Annotated in this window: 23 protein-coding genes; 17 read left to right on the forward strand and 6 right to left on the reverse strand. The window is 65.0% G+C overall.

The genetic code is table 11. The features are described 5' to 3' along the window. Positions 1-204: 204 nt before the first annotated feature. From RAD15_RS18750 to RAD15_RS18770, 5 genes are all read right to left on the reverse strand, one after another. Complete coding sequence (locus RAD15_RS18750) at positions 205-660, reverse strand: N-acetyltransferase family protein (RefSeq protein ID WP_458179610.1); 456 nt, start codon at positions 658-660, stop codon at positions 205-207. Positions 661-731: 71 nt separating this feature from the next. Beyond that, positions 732-1,544 (reverse strand): PAS-domain containing protein, encoded by an 813-nt coding sequence (locus RAD15_RS18755; RefSeq protein ID WP_458179611.1) that lies wholly within the window; start codon positions 1,542-1,544, stop codon positions 732-734. Positions 1,545-1,671: 127 nt separating this feature from the next. Then, positions 1,672-1,830, reverse strand: coding sequence for a hypothetical protein (locus RAD15_RS18760; protein ID WP_458179612.1), 159 nt, complete (start codon positions 1,828-1,830; stop codon positions 1,672-1,674). Between the two features lie 73 nt (positions 1,831-1,903). After that, complete coding sequence (locus RAD15_RS18765) at positions 1,904-2,080, reverse strand: hypothetical protein (RefSeq protein WP_458179613.1); 177 nt, start codon at positions 2,078-2,080, stop codon at positions 1,904-1,906. A gap of 158 nt (positions 2,081-2,238) precedes the next feature. After that, positions 2,239-2,889, reverse strand: a complete 651-nt coding sequence (locus RAD15_RS18770) for a glutathione S-transferase family protein (protein WP_458179614.1) — start codon at positions 2,887-2,889, stop codon at positions 2,239-2,241. Between the two features lie 594 nt (positions 2,890-3,483). Between RAD15_RS18770 and RAD15_RS18775 the strand changes: the two genes are divergently transcribed. The 8 genes from RAD15_RS18775 (at position 3,484) to RAD15_RS18810 (ending at position 12,203) form a co-directional block, all read left to right on the forward strand. Then, positions 3,484-4,686 (forward strand): pyridoxal phosphate-dependent aminotransferase, encoded by a 1,203-nt coding sequence (locus RAD15_RS18775; protein WP_458179615.1) that lies wholly within the window; start codon positions 3,484-3,486, stop codon positions 4,684-4,686. A gap of 161 nt (positions 4,687-4,847) precedes the next feature. After that, entirely contained in the window at positions 4,848-5,327 is a 480-nt protein-coding gene (locus tag RAD15_RS18780) for a DUF992 domain-containing protein (protein WP_458179616.1), read from the forward strand. A 210-nt stretch (positions 5,328-5,537) separates the two neighbouring features. Further along, on the forward strand, positions 5,538-7,586 hold the full coding sequence (locus RAD15_RS18785) for an elongation factor G (RefSeq protein ID WP_458179617.1): 2,049 nt from the start codon (positions 5,538-5,540) through the stop codon (positions 7,584-7,586). Positions 7,587-7,851: 265 nt separating this feature from the next. Further along, positions 7,852-8,124, forward strand: coding sequence for a helix-turn-helix domain-containing protein (locus RAD15_RS18790; RefSeq protein ID WP_458179618.1), 273 nt, complete (start codon positions 7,852-7,854; stop codon positions 8,122-8,124). 109 nt (positions 8,125-8,233) lie between these two features. Then, a complete protein-coding gene (locus tag RAD15_RS18795; RefSeq protein ID WP_458179619.1) occupies positions 8,234-9,976 on the forward strand; it encodes a SulP family inorganic anion transporter in 1,743 nt (580 codons plus the stop codon). A gap of 70 nt (positions 9,977-10,046) precedes the next feature. Beyond that, positions 10,047-10,886, forward strand: a complete 840-nt coding sequence (locus tag RAD15_RS18800) for a shikimate dehydrogenase (RefSeq protein WP_458179620.1) — start codon at positions 10,047-10,049, stop codon at positions 10,884-10,886. Positions 10,887-10,944: 58 nt separating this feature from the next. After that, positions 10,945-11,571 (forward strand): hypothetical protein, encoded by a 627-nt coding sequence (locus RAD15_RS18805; RefSeq protein WP_458179621.1) that lies wholly within the window; start codon positions 10,945-10,947, stop codon positions 11,569-11,571. 14 nt (positions 11,572-11,585) lie between these two features. Further along, complete coding sequence (locus RAD15_RS18810) at positions 11,586-12,203, forward strand: hypothetical protein (RefSeq protein WP_458179622.1); 618 nt, start codon at positions 11,586-11,588, stop codon at positions 12,201-12,203. A 341-nt stretch (positions 12,204-12,544) separates the two neighbouring features. Here the strand turns inward: RAD15_RS18810 and RAD15_RS18815 are convergent, their stop codons facing one another. After that, positions 12,545-13,681 (reverse strand): alpha-hydroxy acid oxidase, encoded by a 1,137-nt coding sequence (locus tag RAD15_RS18815; RefSeq protein WP_458179623.1) that lies wholly within the window; start codon positions 13,679-13,681, stop codon positions 12,545-12,547. 104 nt (positions 13,682-13,785) lie between these two features. Between RAD15_RS18815 and RAD15_RS18820 the strand changes: the two genes are divergently transcribed. The 9 genes from RAD15_RS18820 (at position 13,786) to RAD15_RS18860 (ending at position 21,849) form a co-directional block, all read left to right on the forward strand. After that, a complete protein-coding gene (locus RAD15_RS18820; RefSeq protein ID WP_458179624.1) occupies positions 13,786-13,953 on the forward strand; it encodes a hypothetical protein in 168 nt (55 codons plus the stop codon). Between the two features lie 221 nt (positions 13,954-14,174). Then, positions 14,175-15,518: a phosphoglucosamine mutase gene (gene glmM / locus RAD15_RS18825; RefSeq protein ID WP_458179625.1), complete on the forward strand. Its 1,344-nt coding sequence runs from the start codon at positions 14,175-14,177 to the stop codon at positions 15,516-15,518. 253 nt (positions 15,519-15,771) lie between these two features. Continuing rightward, positions 15,772-17,019, forward strand: a complete 1,248-nt coding sequence (locus RAD15_RS18830) for an MFS transporter (RefSeq protein WP_458179626.1) — start codon at positions 15,772-15,774, stop codon at positions 17,017-17,019. 237 nt (positions 17,020-17,256) lie between these two features. Next, on the forward strand, positions 17,257-18,090 hold the full coding sequence (locus tag RAD15_RS18835) for an outer membrane protein (RefSeq protein WP_458179627.1): 834 nt from the start codon (positions 17,257-17,259) through the stop codon (positions 18,088-18,090). Positions 18,091-18,259: 169 nt separating this feature from the next. Continuing rightward, positions 18,260-19,087 carry an outer membrane protein gene (locus RAD15_RS18840; protein ID WP_458179628.1) on the forward strand — a complete coding sequence of 276 codons (828 nt, stop codon included), beginning with the start codon at positions 18,260-18,262 and terminating at the stop codon, positions 19,085-19,087. 72 nt (positions 19,088-19,159) lie between these two features. Next, complete coding sequence (locus RAD15_RS18845) at positions 19,160-19,750, forward strand: glutathione S-transferase family protein (RefSeq protein WP_458179629.1); 591 nt, start codon at positions 19,160-19,162, stop codon at positions 19,748-19,750. A 17-nt stretch (positions 19,751-19,767) separates the two neighbouring features. Next, positions 19,768-20,232, forward strand: a complete 465-nt coding sequence (locus RAD15_RS18850) for an N-acetyltransferase family protein (protein ID WP_458179630.1) — start codon at positions 19,768-19,770, stop codon at positions 20,230-20,232. Between the two features lie 158 nt (positions 20,233-20,390). Beyond that, positions 20,391-20,597 (forward strand): hypothetical protein, encoded by a 207-nt coding sequence (locus tag RAD15_RS18855; protein WP_458179631.1) that lies wholly within the window; start codon positions 20,391-20,393, stop codon positions 20,595-20,597. Positions 20,598-20,676: 79 nt separating this feature from the next. Then, positions 20,677-21,849 (forward strand): phosphoserine transaminase, encoded by a 1,173-nt coding sequence (locus RAD15_RS18860; protein ID WP_458179632.1) that lies wholly within the window; start codon positions 20,677-20,679, stop codon positions 21,847-21,849. Positions 21,850-21,893: the final 44 nt, after the last annotated feature.

Here is a 21,893-nt window from a genome sequence, read left to right on the forward strand (position 1 = left end):
ACGCCAGCAAGCTGCCCACTGCGCTGCTGCCATGCCGACAGAGCGGACAAAAAAATGCGGCCCCAGTCAGACGCGGCGACTGACGGGGACCGCTTTGGGGCGCTTGATCGGTGACGGGGGGCCTGATCAGACGCAGGCGCAGCGTAGTCCCGCTATGTTACGCGCGGGTGACAACGGGAGTTATCCACAGGGTGTGGGCGGGGGTCAGAACAGCTTGCGATAGACGATGAAGCCGGACCGCTCCGCGACCTTGTCGTACAGGCTCTGCGCCGTGAGATTGGTCTCGTGCGTCTGCCAATAGACGCGCGGCGATCCCGCCAGTTTCGCCCGCTCGTAGACGCCGTAGATCAGCGCCGAGGCGACGCCCTTGCCGCGCGCAGCCTCCAGCGTGAACAGATCCTGCAAATAACAGGACGGCTCGATCGCGGTGGTGCTGCGGTGGAACAGATAGTGCGTCAGCCCGAGCAGCTTGCCGTCGCTCTCGGCGACCAGCGCATGCACCGGCTCGTAGGCGTCAAAGAAGCGCTGCCAGGTCACCTCAGTGATCTCAGGTGCAAGGGCGGTCGGACCGGAGCGGCCGTAGAAGGCGTTGTAGCCATCCCACAGCGGCAGCCATTGATCGTAGTCCTGGCGCGTGACGGGGCGAATGGTGAGCGACATGTGAAATTCCGCGATCGATGAAGCGTCCTTCATACGTGATGTCGGGCGCGGCGATCAATCACACAATGGCATCACTCCGCGACACGCAGATACCGGATCAGCTTGCGGCCCTGGGGATCGCGCAGCGAGCGGTAGTAGTCGGAGCGCGAGGGCGCATCGGTGTGGCGCACGAGATCGGTCACCGGCGTGTAGCTCAGCATGCGTCCGCCATCGGGCAGGGCGTTGCAGACGAAGCGCAGCACCTCGCCGTTGCGCAACGCGATGTTGATCGGCGTGGCATCGCCGATCCGCACCATCTCCATGCGCTGGGCGATGAAGGTGCCGAGCTCGTCCTCGGGCAGTTCGAACGCGCCGGTGTCGCGGCTGTGATACATCAGCGCGATGAACGGCGGCTTGCCGTCGGCGATCTCGTCCGGCACCGCAAAATAGTCGCGGAAGGCGCGGTTGATGAATTCGGCCCGCGTCTCGGCATCGAGCAGCACGATGCCGATATCGACCTGATCGAGCGCGGCGGACAGCCGCGCGGCCGTGGCGTGGCTCTGCCGTTCGGCGGCGAACGTGCCGAGCAGTTGCTCGCGCATCAGTCCGGTGATGCCGGCGGTGCCGGCGGCCGTCATGATCAGGAGGCCGAGCTGGACCAGATCGGCGACGGCGTAGCCGGAAACGCCGTGACGGTTGAGGAAGAACAGCGCCGACCCGATCACTGCGATGGCCGCGCTGGTCATGGCGGAGGAGAGACCCGAGAGGGCTCCGGCAAGCGCCACGATGCAGACGAACAGCGGTGCGGGCGAGGGAACGGGGACAAGGCGATCGAGAAGCATCGCCAGCAGCGCAATTGCTGCCGTCAGCGCCGGACCGGAGATCGCACGCCACCCGAACCGCATGGGCCAGTCTCGCTCCTCCCGAACGAGGTAAGGCGCCAATTCTGACGGATCGTTGCGCCATGCGATGCGATTTCGCGCGATGCGCTTAAGGGACACTTGCGCGCAAGCGCAAAGCTTTCGGATGATTTTAGACCAAATGCGCGTGCTTGAGGCGCTGTTGCAGCACGGGCGCGTTCAGCGTCGACGTCCCCACGCCCTTGCGCGTGCCGACCAATATCAACAGCGAGGCCGCGACCAGGATGGCTGCGGTCAGGGTGATTGCAACGACTACCACAGGTGATTTCATCGACGTCCCGTCGCGATGCCGGTCGGCACGGGCCACGCGGCGTCTTGAAGGTTGGTCCAGGATGAAACGGGGATCAGACCGGCAGGCCCATCGCCATGGTGGCCTTGGTCGACAGCACCGTCAGGGTGACGATCAGGCACAACGACAGCGCGGCGACGGCGAGCGAAGCCGCAACCGCGCGGGTCAACCGGGGAGACGCGACGGTAGCGGGGTGGCCGTGAAAGCCTGCCGTGCCGGACGCCCGAATCATGGTCTAAATCCTTCAACACGCGAGCGAATCACCCGCGACCTTCCACAATTTCCCAGTTTCAACCGGCAATATTGGGGCGGCTATCGCGCCGAAAACGGCGAGATTGCGGCGGGAAGGATTCTTATGCCCGTTATTCGCCGGAGCCGAGGGACGGTTCCTCAGGCGCCCGCGGCAATGCTGGCGGAGTCGTCGATGTCGGCCGGCCGCCAGTCCATCGACACGAAGCCGGGCGCGGCTTCGACGCGCTTCAGCCAGTCCCGGATCGCCGGGAAGGTCGAAAGGTCGAAGTCGCAGCGGTCGGCGAGGTGGGTGTAGCCGTAGAGCGCGATGTCGGCGACCGTGAGCTGGCGGGCGGCGAAATAGGCGCTGGTCTTGAGATGGTTCTCCATCACCTGGAGCGCGCCATAGCCGCGCTCCATCCAGTCCTCCAGCGAATGGGTCTGGAGGTCGCGGCCGCCCTTGACCAGCGACAGCCAGAAATAGGCGGCGCCGATGTTCGGCTCGAGCGCGTGCTGCTCGAAGAACATCCATTGCAGCGCCTCGGCGCGGTCGATGCGGTTCTCCGGCGCGAGCGGCGTGCCGACGGCGACGTACCAGAGGATGGCGTTGGACTCGGCGAGGAAGCGGTCGCCGCCGACCTCGAGCAGCGGCACCTGGCCCGACGGGTTCTTGGTCAGGAAGTCCGGCGTGCGGCTCTCGCCGCGCAGAATGTCCACCTCGATTGCTTCGTAAGGCACGTTCAGCAGCGCCAGCGCAAGGCGGACCTTGTAGCTGTTGCCCGAGCGTTGCATCGAATAGAGCTTGTACATTCCGAGGATGATTCCGGGAGATGGGGAGACGCGGCGCTTGTTGCCCCGCGACGCGGCTAAACAATGATGCCGATGTGAATCCGCCGCAAGGGCCGCGCAATAGAAAAACTCGAAAACCCTACCGCACTGCAGCGCCGCGGAAGATCATTTCTGCCGAGCGATGCAAATCAGATCACGCTTGCGTCAACGCGGGGACGCGTTGCTCGACGAGACCGTGAAGCGCGTCGGATCATTGCATCGACCATCGGGATTAGGGCGCCAATGCTTCCGCATCGTCGTAGCCGGGCTCGCTTCGCCGAAGCGGCCTCTGCCGCGCAGGCGGATCAAGTCCGGGCAATGACGACATGCTGGTTTCACCGCGGCACGGAGCGGCAAAATTGCTCCGAGGACAGGCCTTGCCGGATATGAGCAATTCCGGAGGCAAAGTTGCGGAAAATTGCGGGAAATCGCGCCTTGAAACGCGCCGGATCCGTAAACTTTTGCGGGATCGGGCTGAAGTTTCTTGCGGCGCAGCGGCACACGTTTTAGGGTAGCTCATTCCCACAATCAGAGTCGTGAGGCCCAGGGCTTCTCGACGCTTGTCAGGAGATGACGATGTCCTTCCTTGCCGCTGCGCTCGACCGTGTGAAGCCGTCCGCGACCATCGCGGTCACGGATAAAGCACGCGCGCTGAAAGCGGCGGGCCGCAACGTCATCGGCCTCGGTGCCGGCGAGCCCGACTTCGACACGCCCGCCAACATCAAGCTGGCGGCGATCCGCGCCATCGAAGCCGGCAAGACCAAGTACACCGCGGTCGACGGCATCCCCGAGCTGAAAGACGCGATCATCGCGAAGTTTCAGCGCGAGAACGGCGTCACGTACAAGCCGAACCAGATCATCGTCGGCACCGGCGGCAAGCAGGTGCTCTACAACGCGCTGATGGCGACCATCAATCCGGGCGACGAGGTGATCATCCCCGCGCCGTACTGGGTCAGCTATCCTGAAATGGTGGCGCTCGCCGGCGGCGAGCCGGTGTCGGTGGTCTGCACCGCTGCGACCGGCTTCAAGCTCCAGGCCGAGGCGCTCGAGCGCGCGATCACGCCGAAGACCAAATGGGTGATCCTGTGCTCGCCGTCGAACCCGACGGGAGCCGCCTACACGAAGTCCGAGCTGAAGGCGCTCACTGACGTGCTCGTGAAGCATCCCCATGTCTGGGTGATGACCGACGACATGTACGAACACCTCGTCTATGACGACTTCCAGTTCACCACGGTCGCGCAGGTCGAGCCGAAACTCTACGACCGCACGCTCACCGTGAACGGCGTGTCGAAGGCCTATTGCATGACCGGCTGGCGCATCGGCTATGCCGGCGGCCCGGCGCAGCTCATCAAGGCGATGTCGACCATCCAGTCGCAATCGACCTCGAACCCGTCGTCGATTGCGCAGTGGGCGGCGGTGGAAGCGCTGAACGGTCCGCAGGACTTCATCCCCGCCAACAACAAGGTGTTCAAGGAGCGCCGCGATCTCGTGGTCTCCATGCTCAACCAGGCCAAGGGCATCGAATGCCCGCGGCCCGAGGGCGCCTTCTACGTCTATCCGTCGTGCGCCGGCACGATCGGCAAGACCGCGCCGTCGGGCAAGGTGATCGACAATGACGAGACCTTCGTCACCGAGCTGCTGGAAACCGAAGGCGTCGCGGTGGTGCAGGGTTCGGCCTTCGGCCTCGGCCCGGCGTTCCGCATCTCCTACGCGACCAAGACCTCGGACCTCGAAGACGCCTGCAAGCGCATCCAGCGCTTCTGCGGCAATCTGCGCTAAGCGCACGGCAACGAAGTGACACGAAAGGGCCCGCGCAATGCGGGCCCTTTTTCTCTCACGTCAGCGCGATCTGGCGCGACCGGAGCTGTTGTGGCATAGACCATCGCGCGGCGTGTGCCGCGCCTTCCATGCTCGCACCACATCATCGCCGGAGACATTTCATGCGCCGTTCGTTCATCTTCGCCGGTCTCATCGCCGCCAGCCTCGTTGCTTCCCTTGCAGACAGCGACGCACAGCAGCGGATGGCACGGGTCGGCGTGCTCGAATGCCGCGGCGGCGCCAGCGTCGGTTTCATCGTGGGATCGGTGACCCATCTCGGCTGCGTGCTGCGTGCAGACGGCTCGCCTGACGATCGCTACGTCGCGACCATCCACAAAGTCGGTCTCGACATCGGCATCACCCAGGAGACGGCGCTGGCCTGGGGCGTGTTCGCGCCGGTCGATCGGCTTGGCCCCGGCGACCTCTCCGGCAATTACGCGGGCGCGCAGGGCAGCGCCTCGGTCGGCGTCGGCGTCGGCGGCAACGTGCTGATCGGCGGCTCCAACAATTCGATCTCGCTCCAGCCACTCAGCGTGCAAGGCCAGGTCGGACTCAACGTCGCCGCCGGCCTCGAGAGCCTGGAACTCCGTCCGGGCCGTTGAGCCTTCGGACAGCGAAGGCGTTGGCTCACCTCTCCCCGTCGGGGGAGAGGTGGAACATGGCGACGACCTGATCTCGTCAGACGTTAAGACCTAATCCAGCCGACGACGCACCGCAGCGAAGTTTGACGCTTGCCAAACTCCTGGGACGGGCAGAGCATCCGCGCTTGCCGACCCAATCATGGGCCGAGCTCCACACCAAGGAGGCGGCGAATGGGACAAGACGTCAGAAGTCCCCGAGGTCCACGGTGCATCGCGCTGGTGGGCCCTTTCCAAAGCGGTAAAACCACCCTTCTCGAAGCAATACTGGCGCGAACTGGCGCCATCCCACGCGCCGGCAGCGTCGATGCCGGAACTTCCGTCGGAGACGCCACGCCAGAGGCCCGCCATCACAAGATGACCGTCGGGCTCACTGCCGCCACCACGAGTTTCATGGGCGACAGCTACACCTTCCTCGATTGTCCCGGTTCCGTTGAGTTTGCCCACGACATGCGCGCCGCGCTGCCCGCGGTGGACGCCGCGATCGTGGTCTGCGAGGCCGACGAGAAGAAGCTGCCGCAGCTTCAGATCATCCTGCGCGAGCTGGAAGAGCTGAAGATCCCGCGTTTCCTGTTCCTCAACAAGATCGATCGCGCCAGCCAGCGCATCCGCGAGACGCTCGCAATGCTCCAGCCCGCCTCGCGCGTGCCGCTGGTGTTGCGCCAGATCCCGATCTGGAAGGACGAGCTGATCGAGGGCTTCGTCGATCTCGCGCTGGAGCGCGCCTTCGTCTATCGCGAGCACAAGGCCTCCGAAGTGGTCGCGCTCGAAGGCGGCAATCTCGATCGCGAGAAGGAAGCCCGCTTCTCGATGCTGGAGAAGCTCGCCGACCACGACGATGCGCTGATGGAACAACTGCTCGAAGACATCCAGCCGCCGCGTGATGCCGTGTTCGACGATCTCGCGCGCGAATTGCGCGAGGGACTGATCTGTCCCGTGCTGCTGGGCGCCGCCGCGCGCGAGAATGGCGTGCTGCGTCTGATGAAGGCGCTGCGTCACGAGGCGCCGGGCATTGCGGAGACCGCAAAACGTCTCGGCGCGCCCGAGACCAAGGATGCGCTTGGCTACGTCTTCAAGACGCTGCATTCGCAGCACGGCGGCAAGCTGTCGCTGACGCGGTTGCTCGCCGGCCATCTCGACGACGGTGCGACGCTGCAATCGGCGTCCGGAGGCTCGGGGCGCATCTCCGGCATCCTCGCCGTCAACGGCGCCTACGACACCAAGCGTGCCATGGCCGAGGCCGGCGACACGGTGGCGCTCGCCAAGCTCGATCCGTTCAAGACCGGTGACACGGTCTCGAGCGGCAAGACCCCGCCGTCGGGGTTGCTCGCCACGGAACCGACGCCGCCGGTGCTCGCGATCTCGGTCGCCGCCACCGATCGCAAGGACGACGTGAAGCTCGGCCAGGCGATGGCGCGGCTGCACGAGGAGGATCCCTCCCTGGTCGTCGTGCAGAACGCCCAGACCCACGACACCGTGTTATGGGGACAGGGCGAGATGCATCTGCGGGTCGCCGGCGAGCGGCTGCGCGACCGCTTCGGCGTCAAGGTCACCTCGCATCCGCCCGGCATCGGCTACCAGGAGACCATCCGCAAGCCGATCACCCAGCGCGGGCGGCACAAGAAGCAGTCCGGCGGTCACGGCCAGTTCGGTGACGTCGTGCTCGACATCAAGCCGCTGCCGCGCGGCGACGGCTTCAAATTCACCGAGAAGGTGGTGGGTGGCGCGGTGCCGCGGAACTACATCGGCGCGGTGGAAGAGGGCGTCGTCGACGGATTGACGCGCGGTCCGCTCGGCTTTCCCGTCACCGATCTGCAGGTGACGCTGACCGACGGCTCCTATCACAGCGTCGATTCCTCCGACCTCGCCTTCCGCACGGCGGCGCGGATCGGACTCAACGAAGGCCTGCCGCACTGCCAGCCGGTGCTGCTGGAGCCGATCCACGTGGTCGAGATCGTCTGCCCAACCGATGCCACCGCCAAGATCAACGCGATCCTGTCGGCGCGGCGCGGCCAGATCCTCGGCTTCGACACGCGTGACGGCTGGAGCGGCTGGGACTGCGTCCGCGCCATGATGCCGGAAGCCGAGATCGGCGAATTGATCGTCGAGCTGCGTTCGGCCACGGCCGGCGCCGGCAGCTTCACCCGCCAGTTCGACCACATGGCCGAAGTCACGGGTCGCGCCGCCGACCAGATCATCGCCGCGCATCAGCACGCGGCGTGAGTCAGCGTCTAGCGCAGTAAGAGACGCACAACTCTCTCACGCCCTCTCCCCGCTCTTCACGGGGGGAGGGTTGTGAGGGCTGTCTCGTCACACGTCATTGCGAGCGCAGTGAAGCAATCCAGAGTCTTTCCGCGGAGGGATTCTGGATTGCTTCGCTGCGCTCGCAGTGACGAAGAAGGCACTTGCGCTTGCCCGCAGATGATGTATTATACATCATTGTACATGTTAAAAATATCACTTATAATCTCTCATACGTGAGGCCGGTGTGATCACGTCGTTCCAGATGCGGGCAGCGCGCGCGCTGCTTGGCATTGACCAGAGAACCCTGGCCGAGCTGGCCGGCGTGTCGCTGCCCACCATCCAGCGGATGGAGGCCAGCACCGGCAACGTGCGTGGCGTGGTCGAGACCTTGATCAAGGTGGTCGAGGCGTTCGAGCGGGCCGGCGTCGAGCTGATCGGCGAACAGGTGCGCAGCGACAGCGGCGGACGTGGCGTTCGCCTGAAGGAGCCGGGGCCGCCGCGCCGCGTCGGAGCATGATCGGTTGATCGTGCTCGGGATCATGAGGGGCTAGCGCATCGTCGCGCACGCAGGTCGCGCGCGCCGGACGGTGCTTCGGAGCATCGTGGGGCAGCGGAGCATCCTGGGGATGAGCATCACAAGCGATCAGGCAGGCGGGCTGCAGCCGTTTCGCCGGCCGACCTTTACCGAACTGTATTTGCCAAAGCTCGTCACCGTCTGGCGCGAAGGCTACGGCCTTGCGGATTTCCGTGCCGACATCTTTGCGGGCCTCACCGTTGCGATCGTCGCGTTGCCGCTGTCGATGGCGATCGCGATCGCATCGGGCGTGACGCCGGACCGCGGCCTCTACACGGCGGTCATCGGCGGCTTCATCGCCTCGCTGCTCGGCGGCAGCCGGTTCCAGATCGGCGGTCCCGCGGGCGCGTTCATCGTATTGGTCGCGCTGACCGCGGAGCGGCATGGCGTCGACGGCGTCATCCTCGCCACCCTGATGGCGGGCCTGTTCCTGATCGCCGCGGGCCTGTTGCGGGTCGGCACCTACATCAAGTTCATTCCCTATCCGGTGACGGTCGGCTTCACCGCCGGCATCGCCGTGATCATCTTCGCGAGCCAGCTTCGCGATCTCGGCGGCATCACGCTTGCCGGGAAAGAACCGAGCGAATTCGTTCCGAAGCTGATGGCGCTGGCAGAAGGCCTGCACACCGTCAATCCGTCGGCGATTGCCGTCGCGGTCGTCAGCATTGCTATCATCGCCGGCTTGCGTCGCTGGCGGCCGTCCTGGCCGGGCATCCTGATCGCGGTCGTCTTCGCGGCGATCGCGACCTCCTTGCTGTCGTTGCCGGTCGAGACCATCGGGTCGCGCTTCGGCGGCATTCCGCGTGAACTGCCGTCGCCGGCCTTGCCCGCGTTCTCAATTGCGAAGGCAACCGCCGTGCTGCCGGATGCGATCGCGTTCGCGCTGCTGGCCGCGATCGAATCGCTGCTGTCGGCGGTGGTGGCCGACGGCATGACCGGGCGCCGTCACCGCTCCAATTGCGAACTGGTGGCACAAGGCGCCGCCAACATCGGCTCGGCGCTGTTCGGCGGCATCTGCGTCACCGGCCTGATCGCGCGCACCGCGACCAACATCCGCGCCGGCGCGCGCGGGCCGCTCGCGGGCATGCTGCACTCCGTGTTCCTGCTGGCGTTCATGCTGATCGCGGCGCCGCTCGCAAGCTACATTCCGCTCGCCGCGCTCGCCTCGGTGCTGGTCGTGGTGGCCTGGACCATGGCGGAGAAGCACGAATTCGCGACGCTGCTGCGCTCGTCATGGGGCGATGCCGTCGTGCTGCTGGCGACCTTCCTGCTCACGATCTTCCGCGATCTGACCGAGGGCATCCTGGTCGGTTTCGCGCTCGGCGCGGTGCTGTTCATCCATCGCATGGCGGAGATGACCGGCATCGAGGAGCGTTCGCCGCTGGTCGCCGCCGACCGTCCCGACGACGGCAACGGCGAGCGTGTGCCTTACGATCCCGCCCTCGCGATCGACCGCGACGTGCTGGTGTATCGCATCACCGGCGCGTTCTTCTTCGGCGCCGCCTCCGCCATCGGAGGCGTGCTCGACGAGGTCGCCGACAAGCGCAAGGCCTTCGTGGTCGATTTCGCCGCGGTGCCGTTCCTGGATTCGACGGCGGCCAACGTGCTCGGCCGCGTCGCCGCCAAGGCGCACCGCCAGGGCATCCGCCTGTTCATCACCGGCGCCTCGCCCGCGGTCCGGCGCGCGCTGCTCACCCATGGCGTGACGCCGCCGCGGGCGCGCTATCGCCAGAGTCTCGAGCGCGCGATCGCCGACATCAAGGGCCGAGCGGCCGCCGAGGCTGCGGCGGAATAGCGACGTCCGCACGCTTGACAGGCCCCACGGGACGCGAAATGGATCGCCTCGGAAACGACCCGAGGGAAAGATGACCGCGCCCAAAACTCCCGCAGCCTGTCTGATCGGATGGCCGGCCGCGCATTCGCGCTCGCCGCTGATCCATCATTACTGGCTGCGCACGCTCGGAATTGCCGGCGGCTACCTCATCGAGGCGGTTCCGCCCGAGGACCTGCGTGATTTCGTGCTGCGGCTGTCGCTGCGCGGCTTCGTCGGCGCCAACGTCACCATCCCGCACAAGGAAGAGGTGCTGGCGCTGTCCACCCCCGATGCGCGCGCCAAGGCCGTCGGTGCCGCCAACACGCTGTGGTTCGAGAACGGCGAGCTGCGCTCGACCAACACCGACGTCGAAGGCTTCATCGGCAATCTCGACGCCAGCGCGCCCGGCTGGGACAAGGCGGAGGAGGCGCTGGTGCTCGGGGCCGGCGGCTCCTCGCGCGCGGTCGTGTTCGGCCTGATCGAGCGTGGGATCAAGCGCATCCATCTCGCCAATCGCACCATCGCGCGGGCCGAGACGCTCGCAAGACAGTTCGGGCCGAACGTGCATCCTGTTACGTGGGACGGGATCAACGACGTGCTGCCGCGTGCAAAACTTCTCGTGAACACGACCTCGCTCGGCATGCACGGCCAGCCGCCTCTCGATGTCGAATTGGCAGGCTTGCCGCAAGCGGCCGTGGTCGCCGACCTCGTCTACGTCCCGCTGGTCACCCCGCTGCTCGCCGCAGCGAAGGCGCGCGGCCTCAACACCGCCGACGGGCTCGGCATGCTGCTGCATCAGGCGGTGCGCGGCTTCGAGCTGTGGTTCGGCCAGCGGCCGCAGGTCACGGCCGAGCTGCGGGCGCTGGTCGAGGCCGATCTCACAAAGACTTGAGAGAATAGGTGTGCCGTCTCCGGAGTTCTATCCCCCGTGGGGACAATCGGAGACCGTCATGTCTGTTCAACGTGCAACTTTCACACGTCCACTCATCGCCGTCGCGATGGTGGTCGCTTCCACCCTCTATGCCTATGCCCAAAAGGCGCCGGTGCCGACGCGCGTGCGCGGCACGATCGAGAGCGTCAATGGCGATACGATGCAGGTCAAGTCGCGCAGCGGCGAGGACGTCAAGCTGCGCATCGCCCCTGACCTGAACGTGTCGGGTATTACCAAAATTTCACTCGCCGACATCAAGGTCGGCTCCTTCGTCGGCGCCACCACCGTGCCGGGTCCGGACGGCGGCCAGAACGCGGTCGAGGTGCACGTGTTTCCGGAGAGCATGCGCGGCACCGGCGAGGGCTCGCGGCCCTATGACCTCAAGCCGAACTCCAGCATGACCAATGCCACGGTGTCGGAGAGCGTGGTCGGCAATGACGGCCATACGCTGCTGGTGAAGTACAAGGACGGCGAGAAGAAGGTGTTCGTCGCCGACAACACGCCGGTGGTGACCTTCGTGCCCGGCGACAAGTCCGACCTGAAGGCCGGCGCCAAGGTGATCGCCTTCATGAAGCAATTGCCGGACGGCTCGTTCGAGACCAACCGCGTCAGCGTCGGCCGCGACGGCCTGACGCCGCCGATGTGAGGGAGGACCGGATCATGCCGAATTCGACGATGAAATCCGGCCTGCTCGCGGCGGTCCTCGCCCTCGTATCGTTCGCCGCCTCGGCGCAGCAGGCGCCGACGGTCCGCATCCGCGGCGCCATCGAGAGCGTCGACGGCAACATGCTCGGCATCAAGACGCGCGAAGGCAGCGACGTGAAGGTGCGCATGACCGACAACGTCGCCGTGTTCGCCGTGGTGAAGACCGAGCTGTCCGAGATCAAGGAAGGCTCCTATATCGGTGTCACCGCCATGCCCGAGCCCGACGGCACCCAGAAGGCGATCGCCGTGCACATCTTCCCGGAGAACCAGCGCGGCGCCGCCGAAGGATTCCGTCCCTGGGATGCCCGCGCCAACTCGACCATGACCAATGCCACCGTGGCACAGACGGTGAGGGGCACCGACGGCCAGGACATCACGGTGAAATACAAGGACGGCGAGAAGAAAGTCGTGGTGCCGCCGGACACGCCCATCGTCACCTTCGTCGCCACCGACAAGTCGGACGTGAAGCCCGGCGCCAAGCTGATCATCTTCGGCGCGGCGAAGAAGGAGGACGGCTCGCTGGAGGCGAACCGGGTCAATGTCGGGCGGGATGGGGTCACGCCGCCGATGTGAGTGCGTGTGAGATATAAGACGCAGACTTGTAGGGTGGGTTAGGCGAAGCCGTAACCCACCATGCTTCTGCAAATGCGGACCGAAGTTGGTGGGTTACGCTCATCGGACTTGCGCTTTGCGCATCCGCCGAGCTAACCCACCTACGGCATCGCCGATACATTCTCGGTGTCGTCCCGGCGAAGGCCGGGACCCATACCGCGTGATCTGTCGATAGGCACAGGTATCAGTACCGTGCGAAGACCAGATAACTTCCGGTCTTCGTCAAACTTACCTTTGGGGTTATGGGTCCCGGCCTTCGCTGGGACGACACCGGTTATTGTTGTTGCACCCCGGCAGGCGCCTCACACCGCAATGACGTGATCGTCGATCTCGTCGATCCGGTTGACGCCGCACAGGCCCATGGTGGTGAGCAGCTCCTTCTGGATGATGTCGATCGCCTTGGCGACGCCGGCCTGGCCGCCGGCACCCAGGCCATAGGCGTAGGCACGGCCGAGCATGCAGGATTTTGCGCCGAGCGCGAGCGCGCGCATCACGTCCTGGCCGGAGCGGATGCCGCCGTCGAACATGATCTCCATCCTGTCGCCGACCGCGTCCGCGATCTCGGGCAGCACCTCGATCGAGGAGGGTGCGCCGTCGAGCTGACGGCCGCCATGGTTGGAGACGACGAGGGCCTGCGCGCCGGTCTTGGCGGCTTCCTCGGCGTCCTCGACGTCCAGGATGCCCTTGATGATGAGCTTGCCCGGCCAGATGCTGCGGACCCACTCGACGTCCTTCCAGTTCAGGGAGGTGTCGAACTGCGAGGCGGTCCATTCGGCGAGGCGGTTGAGGTCCTCGGTGTTCTTCACGTGGCCGGCGATGTTGCCGAAGGTGCGGCGCTTGCCCTGCAGCACGCCGGAGACCCAGGCCGGCTTGCTGGCGAAATCCAAAAGCTTCGACAGCGACCATTCCGGCGGCACGGTCATGCCGTTCTTGATGTCGGCATGGCGCTGGCCGATCACCTGCAGGTCGACGGTGAGCACCAGCGCGCTGCACTTGGCCGCGATCGCGCGCTGGATCAGATCCTTGATGAAGCCGCGGTCCTTCATGACGTAGAGCTGGAACCAGAACGGCTTCTCGACATTGGCGGCGATGTCCTCGATCGAGCAGATCGACATCGTCGATTGCGTGAACGGGATACCGGCGGCCTGCGCGGCGCGGCAGGCGTAGATCTCGCCGTCGCCGTGCTGCATGCCGAGCAGGCCGACGGGGGCCAGTATCAGCGGCATGGTCGAGGGCTCGCCGAGGATCGTGGTCGAGGTGTCGCGCTTGGAGACGTCGACCAGGATGCGCTGGCGGAACTTGATCGCCTGCATGTCCTCGCGGTTGGCGCGCAGCGTTTCCTCGGCATAGGAGCCGCGGTCGCAATAGTCGAAGAACGCCTTCGGCACACGGCGCTTATGCAGCGCGCGAAGATCGTCGATACAGGTGATGTGCTTCATGAACGTTTCCCCGGCCCGTCTTGTATCGGAGTCTTGCATCGGAAGATCGAGGGGTCATCTAGCATGGTTGGATGCACAGCCAAATCGTTTGAGAGGAGGGTGCCATGACGAGGCCGCACAAGGGGCCTTCGCCGGAAGAGATCAAGGAGAAGCGGGATCTCGAGGAGGCGCTGGAAGAAGGCCTGGAGGAGACCTTTCCGGGCTCCGATCCCGTCAACGTCACCCAGCCACCGCCGAGCCGCGAGGACGGCCATGTCAAGCGCAGCAAATAAGGGCCGGTTTCGCACCGGTCTGGTCTTCGCGCGGGAACTATAGTATTAACAAGACGTTGTCGGGGGCGCGGCGGCCCCGGTTCCGTAATGATTCATCATATTTTTTGAAGCCAAGTTAGCCGCGATGGCTTTATAAGACCTCAGCAAATCAGGGATGCGGGGCCCGTTCGGGCATCCCGTGGTTGTAGAGGGGGTCCCTGGTTGTTGCGTTGGGGGACGATATGAGCCGCAAATATTTCGGGACGGACGGGATTCGGGGCCGCGCCAACGGACTGATCACGCCGGAGCTCGCGCTCAAGGTCGGCCAGGCCGCAGGCCTTGCGTTTCAGCGCGGTGACCACCGCCACCGTGTCGTGATCGGCAAGGACACCCGCCTGTCCGGCTACATGATCGAATACGCGATGGTCGCGGGCTTCACCTCGGTCGGCATGGACGTGCTGCTGGTCGGCCCGATGCCGACGCCGGCGGTGGCGATGCTGACCAAGTCGATGCGCGCCGATCTCGGCGTGATGATCTCGGCCTCGCACAATCTGTTCGAGGACAACGGCATCAAGCTGTTCGGCCCGCAGGGCTTCAAGCTCTCCGACGACGTCGAGAAGCAGATCGAGCAGCTGCTCGACGAGCCCATCGACAAGAGGCTCGCACAAAGTGCGAGCTTGGGCCGCGCCCGCCGCATCGACGGCGTGCATGACCGCTACATCGAATTCGCCAAGCGGACGCTGCCGCGCGACCTGTCGCTCGACGGCCTGCGCGTCGTGATCGATTGCGCCAACGGCGCCGCCTACAAGGTGGTGCCCGAAGCGCTGTGGGAATTGGGCGCCGACGTGGTTCCGATCGGCGTCGAGCCGGACGGTTTCAACATCAACAAGGATTGCGGCTCGACCTCGCCGGAAGCGCTGTCGCGGAAGGTGCGCGAGATGCGCGCCGACATTGGCATCGCGCTGGACGGCGATGCCGACCGCGTCATCCTGGTCGACGAGCGCGGCCATGTCGTCGACGGCGACCAGCTGCTCGCGGTGATCGCGCAGAGCTGGAAGGAAGACGGCCGGCTGTCGCGTCCCGGCATCGTCGCCACCGTGATGTCCAATCTCGGCCTCGAGCGCTTCCTGAAAGGGCAGGGGCTCGATCTCGTGCGCACGCCGGTCGGCGATCGCTACGTGCTCGAGCAGATGCTGAGCGGCGGCTACAATCTCGGCGGCGAGCAGTCCGGCCACATCATCCTGTCCGACTACGCCACCACCGGCGACGGTTTCGTCGCCGCGCTGCAGGTGCTCGCCGTGGTGCAGAAGCTGCGCCGTCCCGTGTCGGAAGTCTGCCACCGCTTCGATCCGCTGCCGCAGATCCTGAAGAACGTCCGTCACAAGGGCGGCAAGCCGCTCGATAATTCCGACGTCAAGTCGGCGATCTCCGACGGCGAGAAGCGGCTCAACGGCCACGGTCGCCTGCTGATCCGCTCGTCCGGCACCGAGCCGGTGATCCGCGTGATGGGCGAGGGCGAAGACCGCATCCTGGTCGAGGACGTCGTCGACACCATCGTTTCGGCGCTGGGCCAGGCGGCGGCGTAAGTTTTCCCTTCTCCCCTTGTGGGAGAAGGTGGCGCGAAGCGCCGGATGAGGGGTTCTATCCCCGACCACAGCCGCTAGTTCGACTCGCGGAGAAATACCCCTCACCCGCCTCGCCGCTGCGCGGCGAGCCACCCTCTCCCACAAGGGGAGCGGGGAAGAGCGCATCCCAGCCATGGGCGATTGACGGTGGATCGGCCGGCGCTTGCATCGTAATCAGCAGGTCGCGGCAATCTGCCGCGTCGGGATCGCTGCATTGAACAAGCCCGTCGTCGTCTCAGAGGAAACGCTGACCGAGCCCGTCGTCGTCGACGTGGCGCCCGCTGCTGCGAAAGCCGCAGGGCCGGCCTATGTCGTGCTCGCCGGCATCAGCTTCTCGCATTTCCTCAACGACACCATGCAGTCGCTGATCGCCTCGGTGTACCCGATCCTGAAGGACACCTACGCGCTCGACTTCGCGCAGATCGGCATGATCACGCTGGCCTTCCAGTTCACGGCCTCGCTGCTCCAGCCGGTGGTCGGGCACTACACCGACAAGAAGGCGCAGCCTTATTCGCTGGCGATCGGCATGGCCTCGACCTTCTTCGGCCTGCTGCTGCTCAGCGCCGCGCACCAATATCTCGTCATCCTCGTCGCCGCCGCGCTGGTCGGCCTCGGCTCGGCGGTGTTTCATCCGGAATCGGCGCGCATCGCGCGGCTCGCCTCCGGCGGCCGCTACGGTTTTGCGCAATCGGTGTTTCAGCTCGGCGGCAGTTTCGGCACCTCGATGGGACCGGTGCTCGCCGCGCTGATCGTGGTGCCGTTCGGGCAGGGCAGCATCGCCTGGTTCTCCTCGATCGCGGGCCTCGCCATCGTCATCCTCTGGCGCATCGGCCGCTGGTACGAACCGCAGATCAAGGCCAAGAAGACGGTGGTGGTTCAGGTCCATCCCGACGCGCCGAGCTCGCGCCGTGTCGCGGTCGCGTTGCTCGTGCTGGTCGCGCTGCTGTTCTCAAAACAGCTCTACGTCTCGAGCCTGTCGAGCTACTACATCTTCTATCTGATCGACCGCTTCGGCGTGTCGACGCAGGCCGCGCAGATGTACCTCTTCATCTTCCTCGCGGCGAACGCGGTCGGCGCGTTTCTCGGTGGACCGTTAGGGGATCGCTTCGGCCGCAAGATCGTGATCTGGATCTCGATCCTCGGCGCACTGCCGTTCACGCTGGCGCTGCCCTTTGCCGGGCTCTATGCGAGCGCGGTGCTCAGCGTGTTCATCGGCCTGATCATCTCCTCGACGACGTCGTCGATCATCGTGTTCGCGCAGGAGCTGGTGCCGCACCGCTTCGGCATGATCTCGGGCGTGTTCTTCGGTGTCGCCTTCGGCATCGGAGGCCTCGGCGCCGCCGTGCTCGGCAAGCTCGCCGACCACACCTCGATCGAGTTCGTCTACCAGGTCTGCGCCTGGCTGCCCGCGATCGGGCTGCTTGCGGTGTTCCTGCCAAAACTGCCGCGGCACGCGCGTTAACAGATCCTGTTTCGCTGCATTGCGGCTTCACCAATCGTTAGTAATTGCGGCGCGCCAAGCGCTTCGGCTGCCGCATTTTTGCAACGCTCGCGCTGCATCCGCGTGTGTGGTCAGAAAAAATCAACCTTAAAAATTAGGGTTAAGTGGCGCTTAAACATTTGCTGCCATCGTCCGCCCGTGAGTTTCCAGAACGTGAGGCACCCGTATTTCGCCTCACCGGCCATAAGGACGAAGCCAATGCGTAGCGTTAAGTCTCTCCTTGCCGCGGGTGCGGCAACCCTGATCTCGTCGATGGCGTTCGCCGCCGACATGCCGATCGCGGCGCCCCCTCCGATGTTCGCGCCGCCGGCTCCGCCCGCCGATTTCGGCGGCTGGTATCTCCGTGGCGACGTCGGCATGACCAACCAGCGCGCCAAGAGCATCGAGGGCACCGTGGCGCCAGGGTTCACGAAGACGACGGAGGGCCTCGGCTTCGACTCGTCCCCGCTGTTCGACCTCGGTGTCGGCTATCGCTTCAACAACTGGTTTCGTGCGGACGTGATCGGCCAGTACCGGGGCAAAGCCAATCTGCACGGCAGCGACAACGTCATTGGACCCGGCTTCGTCGGCGCCAACAACTACACCGGCAGCAAGTCCGAGTGGGTCGTGATGGCCAACGCCTATGTCGACCTCGGCACCTGGTGGTGCATCACCCCGTTCATCGGCGCCGGTGTCGGCGGCTCCTACAACAAGATCAGCGGCTTCCGTGACGACGGCGTGTCGTACAGCGGTGGCGTGCTGTCCAACAGCGTCGCCTACTTCGCCGACAACGGAAAGTGGAACTTCGCCTGGGCCGCCCACGCCGGTCTCGCCTACAAGGTCAACCCCGGCTTCACCGTCGAACTGGCCTACAGCTACATGAACCTCGGCGACGCCGCGCCCGGCAACTACCGCCTGTTCGACAACAGCGCCTCCGGCCCGACCTCGATCAAGCTCAAGGAGCTCACCTCGCACGACCTCAAGCTCGGCGTGCGCTGGGATCTCAACAGCCCGCCGGCCTACGTGCCGCCGCCGCTCGTCACCAAGGGCTGATCGCCAAGCCGATCGGTTAGGACTTCTTAACGGCGCGGGATCATCCCGCGCCGTTTTGCTTTGCGTATTTTTCATGGCGAGCAGCGATGAAAGCGGCCGCCGCAAACCATTGGTTAAGGTTAACGAGCCATGATCACGAGCGAAAGTTCGAGTTCGATGGAGCGTTGCGATGCGTGGGCTTTTGTTGGCGGCGGCAATGTTTGGCACGGTGTCTGCTGCGCATGCGGCCGACATGCCGGATCTGCCGATCCTGCGCGGCAGCTTCACCGACGGTCTGACCAGGTCCAGCGTCAACTGGCAGGGCTCTTATATCGGGGCGCAGGTCGGCTACGGTTCGTCCGACGAGAACTTCAACGGCTCGACCAGCAACATGATGGCGGCCTTGCTGGCGGATACGTTGATCGAGAGCTCGATGGGCGTGTCTCAGTGGAATCTCGGACTGGGCAAGGCCTCGCAGCGTACCACCGGTTACGGCGCCTTCGTCGGATACAATGCGCAGTGGGACGACGTCGTGCTGGGCCTCGAAGTGAGCTGGCTGCATGGCAAGTTCGGAGGATCCTCGTCGGCCAGCGAAAGGCGCGTCAGCCCCACCGCACTGTCCGACGGTAACTTCCATGACGTCACCGCGACGTCGACGTCTTCGATCACCATCAACGACATGGGGACGTTCCGCGGCCGCGCCGCTTACGCATGGGGATGCTTCCTGCCCTACATGTTTGCGGGCCTTGCGCTCGGCAATGCCGACATCGTGCGCACTGCCAACGTGCAGGACCGCGTGAGCGCGACCCAGCTTGGGACCTACACGCCGCTGGTGCCGTTGACCTCGACCGATGCCCAGCACAATCACCTGATCTACGGCTACACCGCCGGTCTCGGTGTCGACGTCAACCTGGTCGGCGGCCTGTTCGTGCGCGCGGAGTACGAATACATCCGCTTCTCTTCCGCGGTTGACACCAGCATCAACACCGTTCGCGCCGGCGTCGGCTACAAGTTCTGACGCGTCGACGCCGCGCCGCGGTTGACAGCTCCTTGCCGTCCTGATGCTCTGTTGCCAAACGGAGCGGCGGCGATGAAGATCTACGGCGACAGCAATTCCGGCAATTGTCTCAAGGTGAAGTGGGTCTGCGACAAGCTCGCGCTGCCCTACCGGTGGATCGAGATCGACACAAGCAAGGGCGAGACGCGCACGCCGCAATTCCTGAAGATGAACGGCGCCGGCCAGGTGCCGACCATAGCCTTCGACGACGGCCGCACGCTGGCGCAGTCCAACGCCATCATCCGCTATCTCGCCCGCGACAGCGCACTCGTTCCGCGCGATGCCTTCACGGCTGCCAAGATGGACGAATGGCTGTTCTGGGAGCAGTACAGCCACGAGCCCTATATCGCGGTGTGCCGCTTCCAGATGGTCTATCTCGGCAAGGACGCCTCCGAGCTCGATCCTGAAAAGGTCAAGCGCGGTTATGCAGCGCTCGACCGCATGGAGCAGCATCTTTCCGGCAGCCGCTACTTCGCCGGCGAGGCGGCTTCGCTCGCCGACGTCTCGCTGCTCGCCTATACGCGCGTCGCGCATGAAGGCGGTTTCGATCTCGGCCGTCATGCGGCCGTTCGCCGCTGGATCGGCGAGACCGAGGCCTTTCTCGGCCTGCCGCCGGCGCGTTGAGACCCGGAGTTTCCCTCATGAACGATAAGCCCGTCTCGATCCGTCCCGCGCGCCGCGAGGACGTCGCCGCGATCGTTGCGATGCTCGCCGATGATCATCTCGGGCGCGGCCGCGAGCGCGTGGAGGATCCGCTGCCTGCGGCCTATTACGCTGCGTTCGAGCGGGTCGAGCGCGATCCAAATCTCACGCTCGTGGTCGCCGAGAGCGAGGGCAGGGTGGTCGGCTGCCTGCAACTCGCGGTGCTGTCAGGCCTCAGCTCGCAGGGCGGCGTGCGCGGTCTGCTCGAAGACGTTCGCGTTGCAGCTGATTGTCGCAGCCGCGGCATCGGTGAGCGATTGGTGCAATGGGCGGTCGAAGAAGCGAAAGCGCGCGGCTGCAATCTGGTCGAACTGCTGACGCATCAGACGCGAACGGATGCGCAGCGCTTCTACAAGCGGCTCGGATTCACTGCGAGTCATGTGGGCATGACTGTCCGCTTTTGAGGCAGCTCCTCGCGAGCGTTGCGCGATCAGTGAAATCGGATCGCGCGTTCGTTCATATTAAGAGCTGATAAACTACCCGTCCGTCGTTCACGTTGAACCGGGAACGAACGGTGCTAGTGCAGCGTCGGACACCGGGCTCGGTCGGTTCGGGGATTTCGATGACAAGCTATTCGATGATCAAGGTCGGCAACGATTACGTCGTGCAGGCCAACGACAAATGCATTTTGAAAGTCGGCAGCCGCCGCAAGGCCGCGCAATTGATCAGCGATGCCACGGACTTGCTGAATGCACTCGCCGTGGTTGAATCCCCGAAAATTGCTCCGGAGGAACCATCACTCCGTCGTGAGACGCCGGAACTTCCTTGACTGCACTTCCCGATTCCCGTATCAGCCGCGGCGGGACACCTCCCCCCAACGGGAGGCTTACTATCTGGAAGGGTAGATCATGACTGTAGCGAAGCCCGCTTCGCGGCCCAACGTGCCGCATTTCTCCTCCGGCCCCTGCGCCAAGCGCCCCGGCTGGAACGCCCAAAATCTCAAGGACGCAGCGCTCGGCCGTTCGCATCGCGCGAAGGTCGGCAAGACCAAGCTCAAGCTCGCGATCGATCTGACGCGCGAAGTGCTTGAGGTGCCCGCCGATTATCGCATCGGCATCGTGCCGGCCTCCGATACCGGCGCGGTCGAGATGGCGCTGTGGTCGCTGCTCGGCGCACGGCCCGTCACCACGCTCGCCTGGGAATCCTTCGGCGAGGGTTGGGTCAGCGACATCGTCAAGGAATTGAAGCTCAAGGACGTCACCAAGCTCAACGCGGGCTACGGCGAGATTCCCGATCTCTCCAAGGTCGATCCGAAGAGCGACGTCGTCTTCACCTGGAACGGAACCACCTCCGGCGTGCGCGTTCCGAACGCCGACTGGATCAGCGCGACCCGCGAAGGCCTGACCATCTGCGACGCGACCTCGGCCGCGTTCGCACAGCCGCTCGACTGGGCCAAGCTCGACGTCGTCACCTTCTCCTGGCAGAAGGCGCTCGGCGGCGAAGCCGCGCACGGCATGCTGATCCTTTCGCCCCGCGCGGTGGAACGGCTCGAGACCTACAAGCCGGCCTGGCCGCTGCCGAAGATCTTCCGCATGACCAAGGGCGGCAAGATCAACGAAGGCATCTTCGTCGGCGAGACCATCAACACGCCGTCGATGCTCTGCGTCGAGGACTATCTCGATGCGCTGAACTGGGCGAAGTCGATCGGCGGTCTCAAGGCGCTGATCGCGCGTGCCGACGCCAACACCAAGGTGCTCGCCGACTGGAAGGCGAAGACGCCGTGGATCGACTTCCTGGCCAAGGACGCCGCGATCCGCTCCAACACCTCGGTGTGCCTGAAGTTCACCGATCCTGCGCTCACCTCGCTCTCGGAGGACGCGCAGGCCGATTTCAGCAAGAAGCTGGTCGCGCTGGTCGAGAAGGAAGGCGCGGGCTACGACTTCGCGTATTACCGCGATGCGCCGGCCGGCCTGCGCATCTGGTGCGGCGCCACGGTGGAAGCAAAGGACGTCGAGCTGCTGACGCAGTGGATCGACTGGGCCTTCGCCGAGACCAAGGCGCAGCTCGCCAAGGCGGCGTAGTTCGCTCCAACTCACTCTCGTCATGGCCGGGCTTGCCCCGGCCA

The sequence above is a fragment of the Bradyrhizobium sp. 14AA genome (genome assembly GCF_054185205.1).